This window comes from Acinetobacter sp. CFCC 11171 (assembly GCF_003268405.1).
GTDB lineage: Bacteria > Pseudomonadota > Gammaproteobacteria > Pseudomonadales > Moraxellaceae > Acinetobacter > Acinetobacter amyesii.
Window position 1 is genome coordinate 102,619 of sequence record NZ_LQXP01000003.1, and the last position, 19,150, is coordinate 121,768.

A 19,150-nucleotide genomic window follows, 5' to 3' on the forward strand; every position below is an offset into this window, starting at 1 on the left:
CCCTGATTAGAAGGTACGAACGTCAACGAAGTGACCAGCGATTGCCGCAGCTGCTGCCATTGCTGGACTCACCAAATGCGTGCGACCACCATTACCTTGACGACCTTCGAAGTTACGGTTAGACGTTGATGCACAGTGCTCTCCCGGTTGCAATTTGTCGGCATTCATTGCCAAACACATTGAGCAACCCGGCTCACGCCATTCAAAGCCTGCTTCAATTAAGATTTTATCTAAGCCTTCTGCTTCTGCTTGTGCTTTGACTAAACCTGAACCCGGCACCACCATGGCTTGCTTAATTGATGCCGCCACTTTTTTGCCTTTGACCACTTCAGCCGCTGCACGAATATCTTCGATGCGTGAGTTGGTACATGAACCAATAAATACACGGTCTAATTGAATATCAGCCAATGCCTGACCCGCTTCTAAGCCCATGTAGTTGTATGCACGTGTCCAGTCATTACGCTGTACGTCATCTTTAGCTTGTTCTAAAGTTGGCACTGCTTGAGATACAGGAATCACCATCTCAGGAGAAGTCCCCCAAGACACTTGTGGCTCAATCTCTTCACCTTGCAACACCACAACAGTATCAAAATGCGCGCCTTCATCAGACACTAAAGTCTTCCAATATTCTACTGCAGCATCCCACTGTTCGCCCTTCGGTGCATATGGACGGTCTTTTACATAGGCAATGGTTTTGTCATCGACAGCCACCATACCCACGCGCGCGCCACCTTCGATCGCCATGTTACACACCGTCATACGACCTTCGATCGACATATCACGGAATACTTGACCACCAAACTCAATTGCGTGACCTGTACCACCTGCCGTACCGATTTTACCGATAATTGCTAAAACCACGTCTTTAGGAGTTACGCCTTGACCCAAGTGACCGTCAACACGCACCAACATGTTCTTCATTTTCTTTTGAACTAAGCATTGAGTCGCCAACACGTGTTCAACTTCAGATGTGCCAATACCATGAGCCAAGCAACCAAAAGCACCATGCGTTGCAGTATGTGAGTCACCACACACCACGGTCATACCTGGCAAGGTTAAACCTTGTTCTGGCCCAACCACATGCGCAATACCTTGACGCACATCGTTGATGTCAAACTGGGCCACATCAAAAGTTTTACAGTTGTCATCTAAAGTTTGCACTTGGATACGTGAAGTATCATCTTCAATACCTGCAATACCTTCAGCACGCTCCTTAGTAGAAGTAGGTACGTTATGGTCTGGCGTTGCCACGTTAGCGCTTAAACGCCATGGTTTACGACCTGCAAGCTGTAGCCCTTCAAAGGCTTGTGGAGAAGTCACTTCATGCAATAAATGACGGTCGATATACAATAATGAAGAGCCATCATCTCGTTGTTTTACTAGATGGTCATCCCACAATTTGTCATACAAGGTTTTTTTTGTTTGGGTTTCCGCTATTTGGGTTTCGCCTGCCATGTCGATTTGCTCCACTGGACTGGGTAAATTCTTTCGTTAAATCGATTATAACCACGTATTCACATAAATCTAATTTATCATTTTTATTAGTTTAAAAACTTATAGGAATGATATTTAACTGCTGATTTCCGCTGCATTTTAAAGACCATTAATGCGTTTAAAACACGCTCACTTCAATACTTTCAGTAGATGAAACTTTAGAATTTTCTCCGACTTTTTGTTCACTTTCTGCCATTTTTAAACAGTAATTTAAAAATTCAATGATCATAAATTGAATTTTCTCTTTTACATTGCAAATAAGAATCATTATTATTAACTCATTGCCAAGATTTATCAATTTAACAAGGAGCATTTTCATGGCACACATTAACAAGTTCGTCGAAAATAATCAGCGCATGTTCAAAAAAACCTTGAGCTATTACATTATGCATATCACGGTTGCGATGTTGGTTGGTTATTACGTGACAGGCAGTATTGCAATGGCTATTACCTTAAGTTTACTTGAACCAACTGTTCAAGCGGTTGCCTTTTTCTTCCACGAAAAAGTCTGGGAAAAGAAAGATAAAGCTGTAGAGGAAAATATCCCCGCTTAATCCAACCCTGCTCCTTGTAAAAAAACCACCATCACGATGGTTTTTTTAATGATCTTCAAACGTTTTTTTACTCCATCTACTTTAACTTTTTATCGACTTCATCCTATAGATTCAAATGTAGACAGATCATCAAAGCTTGGTTTTTTGCTGTAAGGCCAGCTGTTCATGCGCCTCAACCAATTGTTCTATCGCAAGAATCAGTTTATTTTTTGCCGCATTACACTCAGCAGCTGCACGGTTTTCGTCGTCTTCATCATCTGCGATTTCATATATCGCACAGCGCTTTTCGACTGTCCCTTCAAAAATATCCAATAAATTTTTAATGTGTTTAATATCCATCGCCTTCTCCCTGTGAGCTACAACATCGCTAATCGATGCAGCCCTAACTGTACCTGTTGCTTTAATTATTCACTGAAAAGTATGTTCCCCAAGCCATCAAAACTTGAGTTCATTTTTTGTTTTAGTTCAATGCTGAATTAAAAAGAAACGCCATCTCTCCTCTTTAATTCAAACGGTTAACAATACTTTTCAGCCCTATATTTTTTATATTATGCATAACTGTGGTTTCTGTTTAAAAAACAACTTTGTAACAGCGCATTTGAGCTGAAAACGTCACAGCTCCATCTCGAATCATACAACAATCAAGCACTCGAATAACGCTATAGAACTCGGAAAATCCCCTCAGATTTAACGCGTAGTATGGCTTGAACGCCTAGTTTTAAATCAAAAGATACAACTTTCCCTTTGATTTATTCTTAAAATATTATAACAATTAGACTAAGCATAAAAATTCTTTATAGGAATGAAGATGAATCTCGCAGCCTTTGAAGCCTTTGTAAAAGTTATGGAAACTGGTTCGATCTCCTTGGCAGCAGATCAGCTCTTCATTACGCAACCTGCTGTGACCAAGCGTATTCACAGTTTAGAAGAATACTTCGGTGTCAAACTTTTTGAATCAGCGGGTCGTGGTGTTCAAGCGACGCATGCAGCAAACTCTCTCTTGCCAAAAGTGAAAAGCTGGCTGAATGAATTGGGCGATATTCACCATACGCTCAGCCATGAGCAAGGTCAGGTTCAAGGTAAACTGAAAATTGGCACCAGCCATCATATCGGCTTACACCATTTACCGGCGCATTTGCGTCAATATGTACAACAGTTTCCAGAAGTGACCTTAGATGTACACTTTGTTGATTCTGAACAAGCCCATGAGCAAGTTTTGGCTGGCGACTTAGAATTGGCATTTTTAACTTTACCGCCACAAGGTGACAGCCGTTTAAAATACATCACGACATGGAATGATCCACTGGTATTCGTGGTTGCACCTTTCCATCCTTTGGCGCAAGTTGAGCATTTAACCTTAGAAGATTTGATCCAATACCCAAGTCTATTGCCTGCGGCGCAAACCTATACCAGTCAAATTACCTTAGCTGAGTTTGAAAAGTATGGACTCAAGCCCAAAGTCACCATGAGCAATAACTCACTTGAGTCGATTCGTATGTTGGTTTCCATTGGTCTTGGTTGGTCAGTCCTTCCTAAAACCTTATTGAACCAAGATTTAAAACAACTGAATTTACCTTCAAACATGAATCGTCAATTGGGCATGGTATGGCACCCAGGCCGTACTCAGTCACTTGCTGCACAAAAGCTGGTTGAATTGATGAAACACATCTAATTCATTTTTTTGCCTACAAAATTCAATTATTAATCAAGCCACCGCTATGGTGGCTTTTTATATTCATCTGTTTAAGCATTTAGAAAAAGCGAATAATTTTCTATATGTTGAATGGTCGCTTAAATTTATTTGCATTAAAAATGGGATCGCCTATTTCAGCCGATCCCATTAAAAAAACCAAGGAAGACCCGTCAGTTTTACTTCGTCAACGAATCTTCATGTAATGATTCATTCAATTGATCGACAATAATCGCCCATTCACCATCTGACTTAATTTTTTCGGCCAAGAACTGACGCTGAGCATCTGTCCAATAATCTGCTTCGGTGATTTTAGTTTGGGCACTGAGTTGATGCGTCACGATAAATAAAGCAATCGCGTCTTCACTCGAATCTAAACCCAGTTGTTCAAATAGATGAGTCATGCGTGGACGTACACTCATTGTCATTCTCCGTGTTAAAACTTATTGTTTATGGATACAAAATTATTCTGTTTTAAGGATATAACACGGAACGGACACGCACTCAATTACAGAATTCTACAGCGGTGAAAATTGAATAAAAGGCAAACTGAGCATAATCATCACGACCGATTGAATAAATACCAACAACAAAGGCAGCCCCCAGTTCACTCCGCCTTCTTCAGCAAACACCTGCTCACTATATTTCGGCTGCTGCATATAGGCTTTGGTCTTTTGCACCGCAAAATCGCTATAAAGCCGCTTTCCGATGCCAGCGAGTATGAGGTTAGTAATCAATGTTAGCCCCATCAAGACTTGTTCAGGCACTCCGATGATGAGTGCCAACATACTAATCAAAAAACCAACCGCAAAGAATAAGAAGAAATAGCGATACATCTTCCGATAGAGTAACCAATAGGGCCCAAAAATTAACCCCGCCCAACTCAGGCCATTGTTCTGTCCAACTTGTTGTTCAATGAAATTTAAATAAGATTGAGCACGTGGCCCTATAAAGATTTGAATTAAATGTTTAAAAGAAGCTTCTGTCTGCATATAGAGCGATAGTTCAAATTAGTGAGCTGAAGTTTAATCAAAAGGACGTCAAATAAAAAAGCATCTAATGATGCTTTTTTATCATATCTATTTTTAGGCTTGAATTGACCAGTCTTGAATGTCCCAACCTTGTTCTTTTGCAAGGACTTCTAAACGGTCATCTGGGTTAATTGCAAAGGCATGATCGGCATATTCCAATAGGAAGCGGTCATTAATCGAATCTGAATAGGCCCAAGATTCTGTCACATCACGACCTTCTAACCATTGATTCAAACGGACTAATTTGCCCTTTTGGTAGCACGGAGTATTAATCACTTTACCCGTATATTTACCATCCACAACTTCGGCATTGGTCGCAATGATTTCAGTAATGCCGAATTCACGAAAAATCGGTGCGGTAATAAAATCAGACGTTGCGGTGATCCCGACCAATTGATGCCCTGCATCTTGATGGCGCTGAATGGCAGCAAAGCCCTCTGGACGCATTTGCGCACGAATAACTTTTTTCATAAACAACTGATGTAACTCAGTTAAGTAGGCATTGTCATGTTGGGTTAAAAACTCAAATACAAATTCGTTATAGGCAATCGGGTCAAGCTGGCCTTTTTTATAATCATCATAAAATTTGTCATTCATGGCACGATGACGAATTGGATCAACCAAGCCTTCATTGACCAAAAACTCCCCCCAAGAATGGTCTGAGTCGGTATTTAATAAGGTGTGATCAAGGTCAAACAGTGCCAATTTCATGAAAATACTCGTAAAAGCTGAAATTTAAGAAAAAAATTGTAAATCTATCTCCGCTAGTCGATAGAAATTCGTTAAGATCATAACAATTTTAACATTTTTACACTTTGCTTTTTCGAGATGGACACAGAAATAAACGTCCCCGTGAGCAAAGTCATAAATTACACAATATTTAGGTAGCCAAATGATCGATTCAGAAGGTTTCCGACCCAACGTCGGGATCATTTTGGCAAACGACATTGGACAAGTTTTATGGGCAAAGCGCATTGGTCACAATGCCTGGCAATTTCCACAAGGAGGTATCCAACATGGAGAAACCCCCGAACAGGCACTTTACCGTGAGCTGAGAGAAGAAGTTGGCTTACTGCCCGAACACGTCCAGGTGATAGCACAAACCCAAGGGTGGTTGCGCTATCGTTTGCCACATCGGTATATACGTACCGATTCAGCCCCCGTTTGTATTGGTCAAAAGCAAAAGTGGTTTTTATTGAAACTGACAGCTTCAGCGCAGCATATTCAGCTTGATTTGTCAGATCCACCTGAGTTTGATCAATGGCAATGGGTCAGCTATTGGTACCCACTAGGACAAGTGGTGAATTTTAAACGCGATGTATATCGTAAAGCCATGGTGGAACTTTGCAGTCAGCTTCCACAAAAGCCGTAAAAATTTGCTGAATGGATGCAGATTTTTAGGATGAGTGTTGTTATAAATAAAGCAGAATAAATTTTGGAGCAGACACGATGTCGAACATGCAGCTGGATACATTAAGACGCATAGTCCAAGAGATTAATGCGTCAGCCAGTTTGCATGAATCTTTAGACATAATGGTCAATCAAGTGGCAGAAGCCATGCATGTGGATGTCTGCTCAATCTACTTGCTTGATGAACGAAACCATCGTTATTTACTGATGGCTTCTAAGGGTTTAAACCCTGAAGCCGTTGGGCATGTCTCTTTGCATACCAGTGAAGGTTTGGTTGGCTTAGTGGGGCAACGTGAAGAGATCGTCAACCTTGATAACGCACCGAAGCATGAACGCTTTATGTATCTGCCAGAAACGGGGGAAGAAATTTACAATTCCTTCCTCGGGGTTCCGGTAATGTATCGCCGTAAAGTTATGGGTGTCTTGGTGGTTCAAAACAAAGAACCTCAAGACTTTAGCGAAGCTGCCGAATCCTTCCTCGTGACCCTATGCGCTCAACTTTCAGGGGTGATTGCCCATGCACATGCCGTCGGCAATATCGAAGTCTTTCGTAAGCCGAATAATCTGCCAGCGTACAAAACCTTCCAAGGCATTTCAGGTTCAGGCGGTATTGCCCTAGGTCGAGCAGTTATCCTATATCCACCTGCTGACTTGGCGTCAGTCCCTGATCGTGAAGCCGATGACATTAGTGAGGAACTCGAATTACTCGACAATGCCATAGACGCAGTTCGCCAAGAAATTCAGTCGCTTGATGAAAAAATGCAAGATGCCCTCATGGCTGAAGAACGCGCATTATTTAGCGTGTTCTTACGGATGCTCGATGCCAATGCCCTCCCCGCGGAAATCAAAAGTGAAATTCGCGATGGTAACTGGGCACAAGGTGCTGTTCGCATTGTCATTGATAAACACATTGCGCTCTTTGCACAGATGGAAGATGACTATCTCCGTGAGCGTGTTTCAGACTTAAAAGATCTGGGGCGTCGTATCTTGGCCTTTTTGCAAGAAGCAGATGCTAGTCACCGTGAAATCACCGATGAAAGTATTTTAATTGGTGAAGAAATTTCTACAGCTGCCTTGGTTGAACTCCCAGTCGATAAAATCGCAGCGATTGTGACCACTGAAGGTGCCATGAACTCACACATGGTGATTGTGGCGCGTGCCCTCGGCATTCCAACTGTAGTCGGTGTGACTGAACTGCCAATTAACACCCTCGATGATGTCGAAATGATTGTCGATGCACATCAAGGTCGTGTATTCATCAATCCACCTCGTCGTTTACGCACACGTTATAAAGAGATTCAAAAAGAAGAAGAGCAAATTGCCAAAGACCTAAAACAATACGAAACAAAAGATGCCATCACGCCAGATGGCGTCGCTGTTCGATTGTTTGTAAATACCGGCTTGATGATCGATGTAGTTCGCGGTGTACAACGTGGCGCCAAAGGTGTCGGTCTATACCGTTCTGAAATTCCATTTATGTTGCGTGATCGCTTCCCAGGTGAAGAAGAACAGCGCGCGATTTATCGTCAACAGCTCAGTCATTTTGCCAATAAACCAGTGGTGATGCGTACCCTCGATATTGGTGCAGATAAAGACCTACCTTATTTCTCGATTGAAGAAGAAAACTCTGCACTGGGTTGGCGTGGGATTCGCTTTACCCTCGATCATCCTGAGATTTTTTCAGCCCAAATTCGCGCCATGCTCAAAGCCAGTATTGGCCTGAACAACTTGCATATTTTACTGCCGATGGTGACCAGTGTCAGCGAAGTCGAAGAAGCGTTGTATTTGCTCGATCGTGACTGGCAAGCGGTGCAAGAAGAAGAACAGGTGAAAATTACCAAACCCAAAATCGGCATCATGGTCGAAGTGCCGAGTGTGCTGTTACAGATCGATGAATTTGCTGAATTGGTTGACTTCTTCTCAGTGGGATCAAACGATTTAACCCAATATTTACTTGCGGTTGACCGTAATAACCCACGTGTTGCCAATGTCTATTCACACTCACACCCAGCCGTACTTCGTGCGCTGACTCGTTTGGTGCAAGAATGTCATAAATACGACAAGCCGATTAGTATTTGTGGGGAAATGGCTGGTGATCCACTCACCGCTATTTTATTGATGGCAATGGGCTTTAATACCCTATCGATGAGTTCGAGCAATATCCTGAAAGTTCGTAAAGCCATCTGCCATGTGCCGATGCCAGATGCAAAAGAGCTCTTGGATCGTGCCTTAAGCATGAATAATCCACTGATGGTGAAAAGCTTAATGGAGTATTACTTTAAGACTCATGGTCTAGGTGATATGGTGAAATCTGCCACACGTATCGTGAGTGCTTAAGACCACTCATGTAAAATAATAAAATGAGGTGATGATGGATTTTTTATTTTTTCTGGCTTTTGTCGCAATTGCCTTTTATATAACAAAGATCCATCCGCAACTCAAACAAAAAATGTTAGAGCTGCAACATGACACACCGATTGAAAAAGCATCCTCAACTCGACCTAGACCGTCCCAAGCACAACAAATCAATACACGCCCAACTAAGCCAACAAAATCCAAAGCTCCAGTCAGCCGCTCTCGTATTCCCCCTTTACTCGGTATAGAAATTACTGCGTCACAGCAGCGCCGCTTAGGTAAAAATGATCCTTCTGTACTGGCTGCACAGCGCGCCAAACAGCTGAATCAGACGCAGCACAGCGACTCAACATGGTTTGAGCAATTGACCAGTCAAGTGGAACATGTACTCCAGCAACCCAATGATGCTGCAAAACATCAAAGCACAGCGTCTAGACCGCAACAAAAATCCACATTCAACAAAATGTTTGAGGACTTATTTTCAAAATAAGACATGTTTCATAGCCCTATATTGCAACTCAAAATCCATACGTTCAATCCCGCATGGAACCATTTGAATGAACGTCAGTATCTTATTATTCAACAAGGTTGAAGCCTTAGATGCTACGGGGATTTCTTCGGGAATCAATGCATCGCTTTATATTGTGGCCAAATTGCATGGCCTAGAGATTGCGAAGCAAACAGCAAAACGTATGGAATATGATGTGGAATTTGTTGAAGCAATTGTTGAAACAGAATAGTTCAGCAGACTAAAAACTGAGAAAACACACTGAAATAAAAAGGGAGATAATCATTCGAATATCCCCCTTTTTTGTGCTTTGCATAGCCGCGTTTTGCATTTTTCTTTCGATCTACAAAAGTTTGGCTTTTGTTAAAATCGTTCATGTGTTTTGCCACAAAGTTGCGAACTTCAACTTCAGGCAGGACTTTTTTCTTTGCCATTTGCATTCACCTTTTCGCCTATACAGCACCCTCGTGCTGTAGTGCATATATTGGTCTATTTTTAGATTTTTTCAAGCACTTTCCTAGGTTTTTTTGATACAGCGTCGTTAGTCCCATGTCCATAAAAAATTGTTTTCCCACATTATTCCCATCTCCAAAACCCTCTCCCATTAAGAGAGGGAAATACATTGTATTTAACTTGCGAAAGCCCGTTCCAACAAACGCTCTACATCGACCATTTTGGCATCCAACATCCCCACCACTTGCCCGTGTTTAGCGCTATAACGGCTTTGAATAAAACCATTTGCTACATAATCAGGCGCATAGCGTTTCAATAACACCGCTTGTGCAAGTACCGTTAAACGACTGACCAAACTGCGCCCCATAAATTGTAAATCTTCAGGCGATTGATGGAACAACCTGAACAAGTCCTGCAATTCTGTTTGCAAGCTTTCATCTGTACTTGCTGTACTGGCCAAATCTTTAAACAGCACCTCAATAGATTCAGGATCACGCCCAATCGCGCGCAGCACATCTAGGCACATAACATTGCCTGAACCTTCCCAAATGGTATTCACAGGTGCTTCTTTAAAAATGCGCGCCATGATGCCGTTATCAACATAGCCATTGCCGCCAAAAACTTCCATCATCTCACCAGTTAGTTCGACTGCACGTTTACAAATCCAAAACTTAGCTGCTGGGGTCATAATGCGTTTCCATGCCACAGACAAGGCATCATCTGATTCATAGCACTGCGCCAAATGGAAACTGAGCTGCGTCGCTGCTTCACTCTCTAAAGCCAAATCTGCCAAAACTGCTCGCATTAGGGGTTGATCAATCAGATGTTTACCAAAAGCCTGACGCTGACGGGTATAGGCAATGCATTGCACCAAAGCTTGACGCAGCATGGCGCTCGAACCGACCGAACAGGTCAGACGGGTATAATTCGCCATTTCAATAATGGTTGGAATGCCACGCCCTGCCTCACCAATCATAATGCCCCACGCATTTTTGAATTCGACTTCCGAGCTTGAATTACTGCGGTTACCGACTTTTTCTTTTAGGCGTTGCACCTGAATATTATTCTTCGTGCCATCTTCCAACCAACGCGGCACAAAGAAACAAGCCAAGCCATCTTGTTCGGTTTTTGCCACCACCAAATGCGCATCACACATCGGTGCAGAGAAAAACCATTTATGCCCCGTGAGTAAATAAGCTTTGCCTCGTCCTGTTTCTGCCACAGGCACAGCTATAGTTTCATTAGCACGTACATCCGAACCACCCTGCTTTTCAGTCATGCCCATACCGAGCCAAATCGACTTTTTCTGCGCAATCGGTACATCGCGTTCATCATATTCAGTCGATAGTAGTTTCTCTCCAATTTTGGCCCACAGTTCAGGTTCGCGCTGAATGAGTGGAATACTGCCGAGCGTCATTGAATTTGGACATAAATTGCCGCACTCGACCTGACCTGCTAAATAAAAACGTGCTGCCCATTCCACCCATTTTGCCTTGGAATTTGGCTGATTAAATGGATGTGCATGGGTATCAAACTGGCGGTTGAGTCCCATCCATTTATGCCATGAAGGATGAAACTCGATAAAGTCAGTACGGCGGCCTCGCGCATCGAAGGCATGTAAAATTGGGGTATGTTTGTTGGCTAAAGCCCCATGCTGAAAGTATTCACTCGAACCTGCCACTTTGCCCATTTCGCATAAAGTCGGCTGATCATGGCTGCTGCAGCGTTTTAAGATTTCATGTAAAACCGTATCGCTTGAAAATAGATTGTAGTTTTCTAGTTCATCAAATTGGTTGCTGATTTGATGCGTCATCCATGGCTGTTCTAATGTATTCATCGTCTATATTTTCCACTTGTTCTTGTTGGCTTTTCATTTCAGTATAGAGAAAATTTAAAGCATAGACGTTCGGTTTTCAGCGCTTAACAATATGAAGAATTCAGCCATTCAGATACGGCGTAAGCCGCGTCAATCACGTGCAAAGCTCACGCAAGAGGCATTGCAAGAAAGTTTTGTTCGGCTTTTGCATGAGCGCCCTGCCGACAAAATTACCATTCGTGAAATTACCGACCTTGCAGGCGTTGGCTTAGGGACATTTTATGAATATTTTTCCAAGAAGGAAGATTTGATTGCGCTGACCATTCATTTACATGTGAAACACAATGCCGAACAGATGAAAACTTATGCACAATCGCTGATGAAGTTATCCACAGATTTGGATTTTCAAGAGTATTTACAGCAAATCATCCACTTTCAAATTGAGCAAATTCAAGCGCAGCAGTTTTTATGGTCACAGGTGTTTTTATTGGAACGGCGGATTTCAGATATTGAAAGTTACCGTAAAAGTTATGTCATGATGGTGCAAATGTGGCAACACATGCTTAAGCCTTTTATAAATAACGAGGAAAAGCTCAAGCCAATGGCTTTAAATATACAAAGAGTGTGTTATGGCTTTGTGTCGCAAAGCTTGTTGATCGTACCCAACTTTACTGAATGGGATGAATTAAAGCGAGATATAATTCATATGTTGCGCGATTAGACTTCGCGGACAAGTCTAATGACGTTTCAAATGCATCGGTGAATAAAATAAAGTCATGTTATTTACAAAAAAACCGGCTCTTAAACCAGTTATTTTAGATATTTAGGTAATTCATTTTTACGGTAGAAGAAAATCATTCATCACTTGGTTCATCCTTCAATAAAAGTGCTTTAGAAGTTATGCTTTTATTGCCAGCTTACTTATCTCATTTATACGCCTTTGCAATGCTGGCCAGTTGTAAGCTCTTTAAAAATTCAGCCTTATATTTTGGACTATGGCCTAATGCACCCCTATGATAGCCATTTGGGATCGCCTGATAGACTACTGGCAATTTTTATTTGCACACTTTCTGGTAATAACTTTGAGTACCAAGGTGATCTACAAATGGTCTGCGGCGCCTTAAACAAACATCAGTGTTACGGTTAGGGTCTTATATTCAATCGACTGCCGTTTTAAATAGCTTAGGGATGGCCTTAAGTCTGAATTTTTTAAAAGATTGGCTGAGGTGCTTGTTTTAACTCAGTTTGTAGTTCTGATAAACAGCGTTTACGGGCCTGATTTAATAAAGACTGCATATCTGGACTAACCAGTTGATTTACATTGATCGATCTGCTTCGGCTGCTCCCTACAACACGCTGGGGAAAAATGCCGCTACATTGGTATCTGGATTTGGATTGGTTTCTACGTATTCAGCAATATATTCATATTGATAACCACCCGGTGCCAAGGGTATTGCAGCTTTAAGATTCAATTCAAGCGCATCTTTTTGTCCCTGAGCTGCAACCGCAATCACAGCTGCACCACCTTGACTACGCCCCATCAGTATCCAGTCTTTACTAAATTGCCTCGGCTTCCAAGAATGCAATGCACGCACAGAATGCACCAAATTATAAACTTAACTGACTACATTCATATGAGGGCGCAGTTTTGGCTTACCCAATCCTTATAATCTGTTGCAACCACTACATAGCCATGCCTCAAACAACTGTCGATTGCACCATCTATGACTAGTTGCAAACTATATACAGGCCCATTGTATAATCACTTGAAGGAGCACTTGTATCAGCCACACAGTCGTGCCATGTGCTCATGCCAATACGGTCCAGTCTTGTTTAAGTGCTTATCCTTTTGGGCGTAAAATATATCCCGAGGTCAAAATGGGTTCGCCATTAACCCCCTCAACTACGATATGCGATCACGTAAGGTTGCCTAGTATGTTGATATGATGCAGGAATCGATTCAAGTTGGAGTGACAACACCTGACCTGACAACAATAAAGATAGGTGTGCCAACCATCACCCCATAAAGAATTTATTTACAATTTTCTAAAACAACTTAGACCACTTGCCAATATTTCTTCAGCTGTATTTTTAGCTTATTTTAAGTATTAAATAATGTCTTTAATGTTGAAAAGCTCTGCAATATTAACAACATAAAAATGTCTTTCATTAACTAGAATCAGCAAAAAAACCTATATTAAGGCCAAAATCCATAATAAAAATATGGATTTAGATATTTCGTCCTGTTCTACCTATCATAGCTTTATATTTGAGTTTAATTCATGGATAAAATATTAAAACAAAATATATAAATAAATAATATAAATTCAATAACTTGATTCATCGAATTAACCATTTATTCAAAACTATTTTTCCATTTGTCAAAAGCCACAGAAAGCTTTAGAGTCAATAAGTATATAAAGATTTTTAAGCTTTTAACGGCTACAGTTTTATGACTTGTCTTCGATTGATTGCTGCTTGAAAAATTTTAGAATGAGAGAAAAACTGTTGTCACATTGTCACTTTAAAATGAATTAACAAAACGGTTAAGGTCATGTGCTGTTGAGCGTGTTATCAATTGAAATGTTATAACTCCCAACTTTAATACATGATTATAATAATGGAGATACTCAATGAGCGACGACGTTAAAAAATGTCCTGTCACCCACCTAACAACTGATGCTGGTGCTCCTGTTGTAGACAACCAGAACAGTATGACGGCAGGTGCACGTGGTCCTTTACTTGCCCAAGACCTATGGCTTAATGAAAAACTCGGTAATTTCGTTCGTGAAGTAATTCCAGAGCGTCGTATGCATGCCAAAGGTTCTGGTGCTTTCGGTACGTTTACCGTGACTAACGATATTACCCAATATACCCGCGCTAAAATTTTCTCAGAAGTTGGCAAAAAAACTGAACTTTTTGCTCGTTTCTCTACCGTAGCGGGTGAGCGTGGTGCTGCAGATGCAGAACGCGATATTCGTGGTTTTGCCCTTAAATTCTATACTGAAGAAGGTAACTGGGATTTAGTTGGTAATAACACCCCTGTCTTCTTCCTACGTGATGCTCGTAAATTCCCTGACTTAAACAAAGCAGTAAAACGCGATCCTAAAACCAATAAGCGTAGTGCAACTAATAACTGGGATTTTTGGACTTTACTACCTGAAGCTCTACACCAAGTTACGATTGTGATGTCTGACCGCGGTATTCCAGATGGTTACCGTCATATGCATGGTTTTGGCAGTCATACTTTCAGTTTTATTAATGCCAATAATGAACGCTTCTGGGTTAAATTCCACATGCGCACTCAACAAGGTATTAAAAACTTAACCGATGCTGAAGCTGAAGCGATTATTGCCAAAGACCGTGAAAGCTCACAAACCGATCTGTTCAATGCAATTGAACGCGGCGATTTTCCAAAATGGAAAATGTACGTTCAAATCATGCCTGAACTTGATGCAGAAAAAGTACCTTATCACCCATTTGATTTAACCAAAGTATGGCCTAAAGGCGACTATCCGTTGATTGAAGTGGGTGAATTCGAACTCAACCGTAACCCTGAAAACTATTTCCAAGATGTTGAACAAGCCGCTTTTGCACCAAGTAACTTGGTGCCGGGCATTAGCTTCTCACCTGACCGTATGCTGCAAGCGCGTTTATTCAACTATGCTGATGCTGCACGTTATCGCGTGGGTGTAAACCATTACCAAATTCCTGTAAATGCACCACGTTGCCCTGTTCATTCCAACCGTCGTGATGGTCAAGGCCGTATGGATGGTAACTATGGTGCAACACCGCATTATGAACCAAACAGCTTCAGCCAATGGCAAGAGCAACCACAATACAAAGAACCACCATTGAAAATTACTGGTGATGCTGACTTGTGGGATTACCGCGAAGATGACAGCGACTATTTCAGTCAACCACGTGCATTATTCAACTTAATGAATGATGAACAAAAACAAGCATTGTTTAATAACACTGCTGGCGCAATGGGCGATGCACTCGACTTCATCAAATATCGTCATATCCGTAACTGTTACGCATGTGATCCAGCTTATGGTGAAGGTGTTGCAAAAGCATTAGGCTTAACTGTAGCGGATGCGCAAGCTGCTCGTGCAACTGATCCAGCTCAAGGTAATCCAGGCTTGCTTTAAGTTTTATCTTTGAATAAAAAAACCACCTTTTAAGGTGGTTTTTTCTTGGCATTAAATATTCCAATTACCTTTTAATTAATCCTTAAACAATCAATTTTTTGCCTTCATGCATGGTTAAAAATGGATTCATTAACTTTGATGTTTTTCGCATTGCATGATGTAAGTCATGTTCAGGTTGGTCTCTAGCTTCATCAGTCAACTGAAAAGTCCGATAATGCATTGCCAATGAACATTTTGACTGTAAATCTTTATGAGCCTGAAAAGCTTCTTCGGGATTCATGTGCAAATATTTCATTAAACGACGTGGCTCATAAGCTCCAATCGGTAATAATGCTACTCGGGGTGCACCTAAGCGTGTATGGATTTGTTTGAAATGTGCAGCATAACCCGTATCTCCAGCAAAGAAGAAATGTCCTGTACTATGCACGATGGAAAAACCTCCCCATAAGGCATGATTTTGATCTCGCCAACCACGACCTGAACCATGCTGTGCAGGCGTATAAACGATACGCAAATCTTCAAACATTTCCGATTGCCACCAATCAAGTTCAATGACATTGAAATGTGTGGGTAAATAATAAGCATTGCCTAAACCAGTATAAATCGGCATAGCGAATTGTTCATGTAACCAATTCAAGGTTGCTAAATCCATATGATCATAATGATTATGGCTCAGTAAAACCCCATGAATTGTAGGTAATTCTTCTAAGGCAATTCCTGCAGGACAAGCACGTCGTGGTCCAGTCCCTTGACGTGGGCCTGCATACTCCGCCCATACAGGATCGGTCAAAAAATTATATGGCCCAATTTGAATCAAAACCGTCGCATGTCCGACAAACCAAACCAACCAATCATCCATTTTAGCCAATGGCCGATTGTGCGGAATGCTACGCGAAGAAGCAAAAAACTGTTGGTATTCTTGCTCACGATCTACTTTCCATGTATCGCTTTTACGCGTCATGATCCATTTCAGCATATCTTTACGCGTAAACGCATCTGGATTTCGAAGGGTATTAAAGAATTTTTCCCCATTAAAATGGTCAGTTGCCAGATAATCAAATACAGGCTTCGTCCACGTATGTTTCATACAGCTTTTAGTACTGATTTGAAACTGTGCTGATTGAGTTTTTTGATTCATGTGTATTTAAAATTCATTCACTATGCTGACAAACCTTGCAAAGTATTTAACCTCGCAGACCTATTGATCAAGACGACCTTTCATGCGCTCAAGCCAAACCTTCCGAGATTGAGGCTTGACAAAGAGTGCCACAATTTCAGGATGAAGCTGTTTAATTTGTGCTTCAATTCTGTTGACACAAGCTTCTATATCATCTGACGTTAAATTATCTTTAAATTCAAGACTCAAAGATGCCAAAACTTGATGTGCACCCATCTGCTCTGTTAACACCCCATTGGCAGAATGCACTGCTGGATCTTGCTCTGCAACCATCAAGACATTATGCCTCAATTGTGGATCAGCAGTTTCTCCCATGAGCAATCCTTTAGTCTCACGTGCAAGTAAAATTGCTGAAATAGCGAGTACAACCCCAATTAGAATTGATGCCAGACCATCAAGCATTGGCATATTCAGCGCGTGTGATAAATAGATACCGATCAGGGCAATAAACAGACCAATCAGCGCTGCTGAGTCTTCAAATAACACGGTAAATGTCGTCGGATCTTTACTGCGTCGAAATGCTTCAAAATAGCCCTGTTTCCCTTTGATTTTACGAAATGCTTTCAATGCCACAAACCAAGAGGTCCCTTCACACAAAATCGCAATACCTAACACGATATAGTTAATCATCGGATTTTGCATTTCTTCGGGGTGATAAATATGACTAATCCCTTGATAAATCGACACGATCGCACCCAAAGCAAAGACCATCAACGCCACAATAAAAGCCCAAAAATACAGCTCTCTCCCATAGCCAAACGGATGGCGTGCATTTGCTGGCTGCTGCGATTTTTTCATACCGTAGAGCAGTAAGATTTCATTTAAAGTATCAACCACAGAGTGAATGGCTTCACTCAACATGGCCGAACTATTCGTGATGTAGGCAGCGACAAACTTCACCAGTGCAATCGCTAAATTGCCGAAGAGCGCTGCATATACCACGATTTTGTTAGATTCAGACATGTAAAATTGTCCTAAATTTATTTTTATCAAACAGATCTATTTGATTTTATAGCTCATTCCATAGTACTCAAACTGACTGTAGCTGTTGTTTGTTATTTTGTTGTTTTTACACCAACTGTCGATTGTTTCGACAATGCCATCATGTTCAATGTGAAACACGCTCTTTAGCGCAAAGGTATAGAACAAAAAAAGGAAGCCGCAGCTTCCTTATAATTCTGTAGATGTACACGGTTCAACGTACTTTATTAAAATATTGCTCGCGCCACTCTTTCCAAAAGTACATCACAATACCAAACATCACGACCACGATTCCAACAAAGGCATTGGAGCTAATATATTCACTGTTCAACGTAGCTCCCAAAACCAATGCTATGACAGGTGTCATCACATTACTGAGTGACACCGTTGATGCCGTCAAACGTTTGATCAGCCAGAAGTAACACAGCATCGCTACAATGGATGACATGATCATAGTAAACACAAAACCGAGCATGGCACGGCCACTTGGCAATTCGGTTGGAAAATGCTGCCAGATAAAAGGAATGATGAGTACCGAACCCAAGGCAGAAACAATCAGAGAACCTGTTGCCTGAGACATCGGCTTTAACGGTGCATTAATCTGCTTCACCCAAAAAATCGAACTAATATACGACACCATGCTGATTAGCATCAGTACAACGCCAATTGGATTGACTTTGCTATCAGCAGAATCTGCAAAGACAAAAGTTAGACCTCCCACTGCAACCGCCATGCCCAACCACTGCAAAGCGACCAATTTATGTGTTTTTAAAATTACATGCCCAATCAAACCGGCAATTAAGGGTGAAAAACCAAAAATCAGTGCCATTAAACCAGAGGTGAGATAATTGGCTGCGAGATAAATAAACAACTGTGCGCCAATCAAATTCAAACTCCCTGCCACATAACTTTTTAATGAGGTTTCATCAAACGGCAAAGGATCACGCATCAATTTCAACAGAAACAGCGCAATAATAGATGCGCCGAAGTAACGGATAATCAACACCCACATCGGATGTATTTCCTGCACACTCCACACAATCGCGAGCGCGTCGTCGCCCAAATCAGTACCAAAAGAGCATATATACTTGCCGTCAGCGGCAGTGAAGATTTCATTTCATTCTCAAATTTGATTGTTCTAACGACTTAACCTGAAACCCACTATTCAGATCTGGAACTACTCGTAAGACCATTAACTAATAAAGTTTAAGACCAATTATTGCTCTCCCCTTTATCAACTAAATTGGAGGCGGTATGAATGCCACCCGATCGTTTGGGGTATAAGGACTTCTCTTCAAACGATCAATAATCTCCCCTAACCCTTCTTTAAAAAAAGAGGGGGAATCATCCAAACGAAATCCATTCTTCACAAAGACTACTCCCTCCTTTGAAAAAGGTGGGCTGGGGAGGATTAAAACCGTTGAATAGATCTACATAAGCTAAAACTATATACATGGACTACAAAATAGCTTTATAAGTGCGACGCTAAAACTAAAGACATAAAAAAACAGACCTACGTTACCGCAA

At 41.4% G+C, this 19,150-nt stretch carries 19 protein-coding genes and 1 pseudogene; 8 read left to right on the forward strand and 12 right to left on the reverse strand.

Features of this window, described 5'->3' with window-relative positions:
- Positions 1-6: 6 nt before the first annotated feature.
- Positions 7-1,455 carry a 3-isopropylmalate dehydratase large subunit gene (gene leuC, locus AVJ20_RS02995; RefSeq protein WP_111884088.1) on the reverse strand — a complete coding sequence of 483 codons (1,449 nt, stop codon included), beginning with the start codon at positions 1,453-1,455 and terminating at the stop codon, positions 7-9.
- 157 nt (positions 1,456-1,612) lie between these two features.
- On the reverse strand, positions 1,613-1,813 hold the full coding sequence (locus tag AVJ20_RS03000) for a hypothetical protein (protein WP_111884089.1): 201 nt from the start codon (positions 1,811-1,813) through the stop codon (positions 1,613-1,615).
- On the opposite strand from AVJ20_RS03000, the gene AVJ20_RS03005 reads away from it, so the two are divergent.
- Positions 1,812-2,048 (forward strand): DUF2061 domain-containing protein, encoded by a 237-nt coding sequence (locus AVJ20_RS03005; RefSeq protein ID WP_111884090.1) that lies wholly within the window; start codon positions 1,812-1,814, stop codon positions 2,046-2,048. The genes AVJ20_RS03000 and AVJ20_RS03005 overlap by 2 nt on opposite strands.
- 129 nt (positions 2,049-2,177) lie before the next feature.
- Here AVJ20_RS03005 and AVJ20_RS03010 read toward each other — a convergent pair whose 3' ends face one another.
- Positions 2,178-2,387 carry a hypothetical protein gene (locus AVJ20_RS03010; protein ID WP_111884091.1) on the reverse strand — a complete coding sequence of 70 codons (210 nt, stop codon included), beginning with the start codon at positions 2,385-2,387 and terminating at the stop codon, positions 2,178-2,180.
- A gap of 469 nt (positions 2,388-2,856) precedes the next feature.
- Here AVJ20_RS03010 and AVJ20_RS03015 point away from each other — a divergent pair, with 469 nt between their 5' ends.
- On the forward strand, positions 2,857-3,720 hold the full coding sequence (locus AVJ20_RS03015; RefSeq protein ID WP_078189725.1) for a LysR family transcriptional regulator: 864 nt from the start codon (positions 2,857-2,859) through the stop codon (positions 3,718-3,720).
- Positions 3,721-3,917: 197 nt separating this feature from the next.
- Here AVJ20_RS03015 and AVJ20_RS03020 read toward each other — a convergent pair whose 3' ends face one another.
- The 3 genes from AVJ20_RS03020 to AVJ20_RS03030 all read right to left on the reverse strand — a co-directional run bounded on the left by AVJ20_RS03020 (position 3,918) and on the right by AVJ20_RS03030 (position 5,480).
- The gene (locus AVJ20_RS03020; RefSeq protein WP_078189726.1) at positions 3,918-4,160 is read right to left on the reverse strand and encodes a DUF2789 family protein; all 243 of its coding nucleotides are present in this window, start codon (positions 4,158-4,160) and stop codon (positions 3,918-3,920) included.
- 96 nt (positions 4,161-4,256) lie between these two features.
- Complete coding sequence (locus AVJ20_RS03025; RefSeq protein ID WP_111884092.1) at positions 4,257-4,730, reverse strand: DUF2628 domain-containing protein; 474 nt, start codon at positions 4,728-4,730, stop codon at positions 4,257-4,259.
- Between the two features lie 93 nt (positions 4,731-4,823).
- A complete protein-coding gene (locus tag AVJ20_RS03030; protein ID WP_111884093.1) occupies positions 4,824-5,480 on the reverse strand; it encodes an HAD family hydrolase in 657 nt (218 codons plus the stop codon).
- A gap of 181 nt (positions 5,481-5,661) precedes the next feature.
- Here AVJ20_RS03030 and AVJ20_RS03035 point away from each other — a divergent pair, with 181 nt between their 5' ends.
- The 4 genes from AVJ20_RS03035 (at position 5,662) to AVJ20_RS03050 (ending at position 9,274) form a co-directional block, all read left to right on the forward strand.
- A complete protein-coding gene (locus tag AVJ20_RS03035) occupies positions 5,662-6,141 on the forward strand; it encodes an RNA pyrophosphohydrolase (protein ID WP_078192761.1) in 480 nt (159 codons plus the stop codon).
- A gap of 77 nt (positions 6,142-6,218) precedes the next feature.
- Positions 6,219-8,516, forward strand: a complete 2,298-nt coding sequence (ptsP, locus tag AVJ20_RS03040) for a phosphoenolpyruvate--protein phosphotransferase (protein ID WP_111884094.1) — start codon at positions 6,219-6,221, stop codon at positions 8,514-8,516.
- A 31-nt stretch (positions 8,517-8,547) separates the two neighbouring features.
- Positions 8,548-9,024, forward strand: a complete 477-nt coding sequence (locus AVJ20_RS03045) for a hypothetical protein (protein ID WP_162689714.1) — start codon at positions 8,548-8,550, stop codon at positions 9,022-9,024.
- A 67-nt stretch (positions 9,025-9,091) separates the two neighbouring features.
- On the forward strand, positions 9,092-9,274 hold the full coding sequence (locus tag AVJ20_RS03050) for a hypothetical protein (protein WP_111884096.1): 183 nt from the start codon (positions 9,092-9,094) through the stop codon (positions 9,272-9,274).
- Position 9,275: 1 nt separating this feature from the next.
- On the opposite strand, the gene AVJ20_RS03055 is transcribed toward AVJ20_RS03050, so the two are convergent.
- Positions 9,276-9,476 (reverse strand): hypothetical protein, encoded by a 201-nt coding sequence (locus AVJ20_RS03055; RefSeq protein ID WP_111884115.1) that lies wholly within the window; start codon positions 9,474-9,476, stop codon positions 9,276-9,278.
- Positions 9,477-9,670: 194 nt separating this feature from the next.
- Positions 9,671-11,332, reverse strand: a complete 1,662-nt coding sequence (locus tag AVJ20_RS03060; protein ID WP_111884097.1) for an acyl-CoA dehydrogenase family protein — start codon at positions 11,330-11,332, stop codon at positions 9,671-9,673.
- Positions 11,333-11,423: 91 nt separating this feature from the next.
- On the opposite strand from AVJ20_RS03060, the gene AVJ20_RS03065 reads away from it, so the two are divergent.
- Entirely contained in the window at positions 11,424-12,032 is a 609-nt protein-coding gene (locus AVJ20_RS03065; RefSeq protein WP_111884098.1) for a TetR/AcrR family transcriptional regulator, read from the forward strand.
- Positions 12,033-12,657: 625 nt separating this feature from the next.
- Here AVJ20_RS03065 and AVJ20_RS03070 read toward each other — a convergent pair.
- On the reverse strand, positions 12,658-12,906 hold the full coding sequence (locus tag AVJ20_RS03070; RefSeq protein WP_162689718.1) for a hypothetical protein: 249 nt from the start codon (positions 12,904-12,906) through the stop codon (positions 12,658-12,660).
- A 1,038-nt stretch (positions 12,907-13,944) separates the two neighbouring features.
- On the opposite strand from AVJ20_RS03070, the gene AVJ20_RS03075 reads away from it, so the two are divergent.
- A complete protein-coding gene (locus AVJ20_RS03075; protein WP_111884100.1) occupies positions 13,945-15,465 on the forward strand; it encodes a catalase in 1,521 nt (506 codons plus the stop codon).
- 82 nt (positions 15,466-15,547) lie between these two features.
- Here the strand turns inward: AVJ20_RS03075 and AVJ20_RS03080 are convergent, their stop codons facing one another.
- The 3 genes and pseudogenes from AVJ20_RS03080 to AVJ20_RS03090 all read right to left on the reverse strand — a co-directional run bounded on the left by AVJ20_RS03080 (position 15,548) and on the right by AVJ20_RS03090 (position 18,739).
- Positions 15,548-16,603 carry an MBL fold metallo-hydrolase gene (locus tag AVJ20_RS03080; RefSeq protein WP_078192767.1) on the reverse strand — a complete coding sequence of 352 codons (1,056 nt, stop codon included), beginning with the start codon at positions 16,601-16,603 and terminating at the stop codon, positions 15,548-15,550.
- A 60-nt stretch (positions 16,604-16,663) separates the two neighbouring features.
- On the reverse strand, positions 16,664-17,605 hold the full coding sequence (locus AVJ20_RS03085; RefSeq protein WP_078192768.1) for a cation diffusion facilitator family transporter: 942 nt from the start codon (positions 17,603-17,605) through the stop codon (positions 16,664-16,666).
- A 232-nt stretch (positions 17,606-17,837) separates the two neighbouring features.
- A pseudogene (locus tag AVJ20_RS03090) lies at positions 17,838-18,739 on the reverse strand (DMT family transporter).
- Positions 18,740-19,150 lie beyond the last annotated feature (411 nt).

Coding starts and splice junctions, on each gene's coding strand:
- leuC (WP_111884088.1), bottom strand. CDS start 1,455: ATGGCAGGCGAAACCCAAATAGCGGAAACCCAAACAAAAAAAACCTTG.
- AVJ20_RS03005 (WP_111884090.1), top strand. CDS start 1,812: ATGGCACACATTAACAAGTTCGTCGAAAATAATCAGCGCATGTTCAAA.
- AVJ20_RS03000 (WP_111884089.1), bottom strand. CDS start 1,813: ATGAAAATGCTCCTTGTTAAATTGATAAATCTTGGCAATGAGTTAATA.
- AVJ20_RS03010 (WP_111884091.1), bottom strand. CDS start 2,387: ATGGATATTAAACACATTAAAAATTTATTGGATATTTTTGAAGGGACA.
- AVJ20_RS03015 (WP_078189725.1), top strand. CDS start 2,857: ATGAATCTCGCAGCCTTTGAAGCCTTTGTAAAAGTTATGGAAACTGGT.
- AVJ20_RS03020 (WP_078189726.1), bottom strand. CDS start 4,160: ATGAGTGTACGTCCACGCATGACTCATCTATTTGAACAACTGGGTTTA.
- AVJ20_RS03025 (WP_111884092.1), bottom strand. CDS start 4,730: ATGCAGACAGAAGCTTCTTTTAAACATTTAATTCAAATCTTTATAGGG.
- AVJ20_RS03030 (WP_111884093.1), bottom strand. CDS start 5,480: ATGAAATTGGCACTGTTTGACCTTGATCACACCTTATTAAATACCGAC.
- AVJ20_RS03035 (WP_078192761.1), top strand. CDS start 5,662: ATGATCGATTCAGAAGGTTTCCGACCCAACGTCGGGATCATTTTGGCA.
- ptsP (WP_111884094.1), top strand. CDS start 6,219: ATGTCGAACATGCAGCTGGATACATTAAGACGCATAGTCCAAGAGATT.
- AVJ20_RS03045 (WP_162689714.1), top strand. CDS start 8,548: ATGATGGATTTTTTATTTTTTCTGGCTTTTGTCGCAATTGCCTTTTAT.
- AVJ20_RS03050 (WP_111884096.1), top strand. CDS start 9,092: ATGAACGTCAGTATCTTATTATTCAACAAGGTTGAAGCCTTAGATGCT.
- AVJ20_RS03055 (WP_111884115.1), bottom strand. CDS start 9,476: ATGGCAAAGAAAAAAGTCCTGCCTGAAGTTGAAGTTCGCAACTTTGTG.
- AVJ20_RS03060 (WP_111884097.1), bottom strand. CDS start 11,332: ATGAATACATTAGAACAGCCATGGATGACGCATCAAATCAGCAACCAA.
- AVJ20_RS03065 (WP_111884098.1), top strand. CDS start 11,424: ATGAAGAATTCAGCCATTCAGATACGGCGTAAGCCGCGTCAATCACGT.
- AVJ20_RS03075 (WP_111884100.1), top strand. CDS start 13,945: ATGAGCGACGACGTTAAAAAATGTCCTGTCACCCACCTAACAACTGAT.
- AVJ20_RS03080 (WP_078192767.1), bottom strand. CDS start 16,603: ATGAATCAAAAAACTCAATCAGCACAGTTTCAAATCAGTACTAAAAGC.
- AVJ20_RS03085 (WP_078192768.1), bottom strand. CDS start 17,605: ATGTCTGAATCTAACAAAATCGTGGTATATGCAGCGCTCTTCGGCAAT.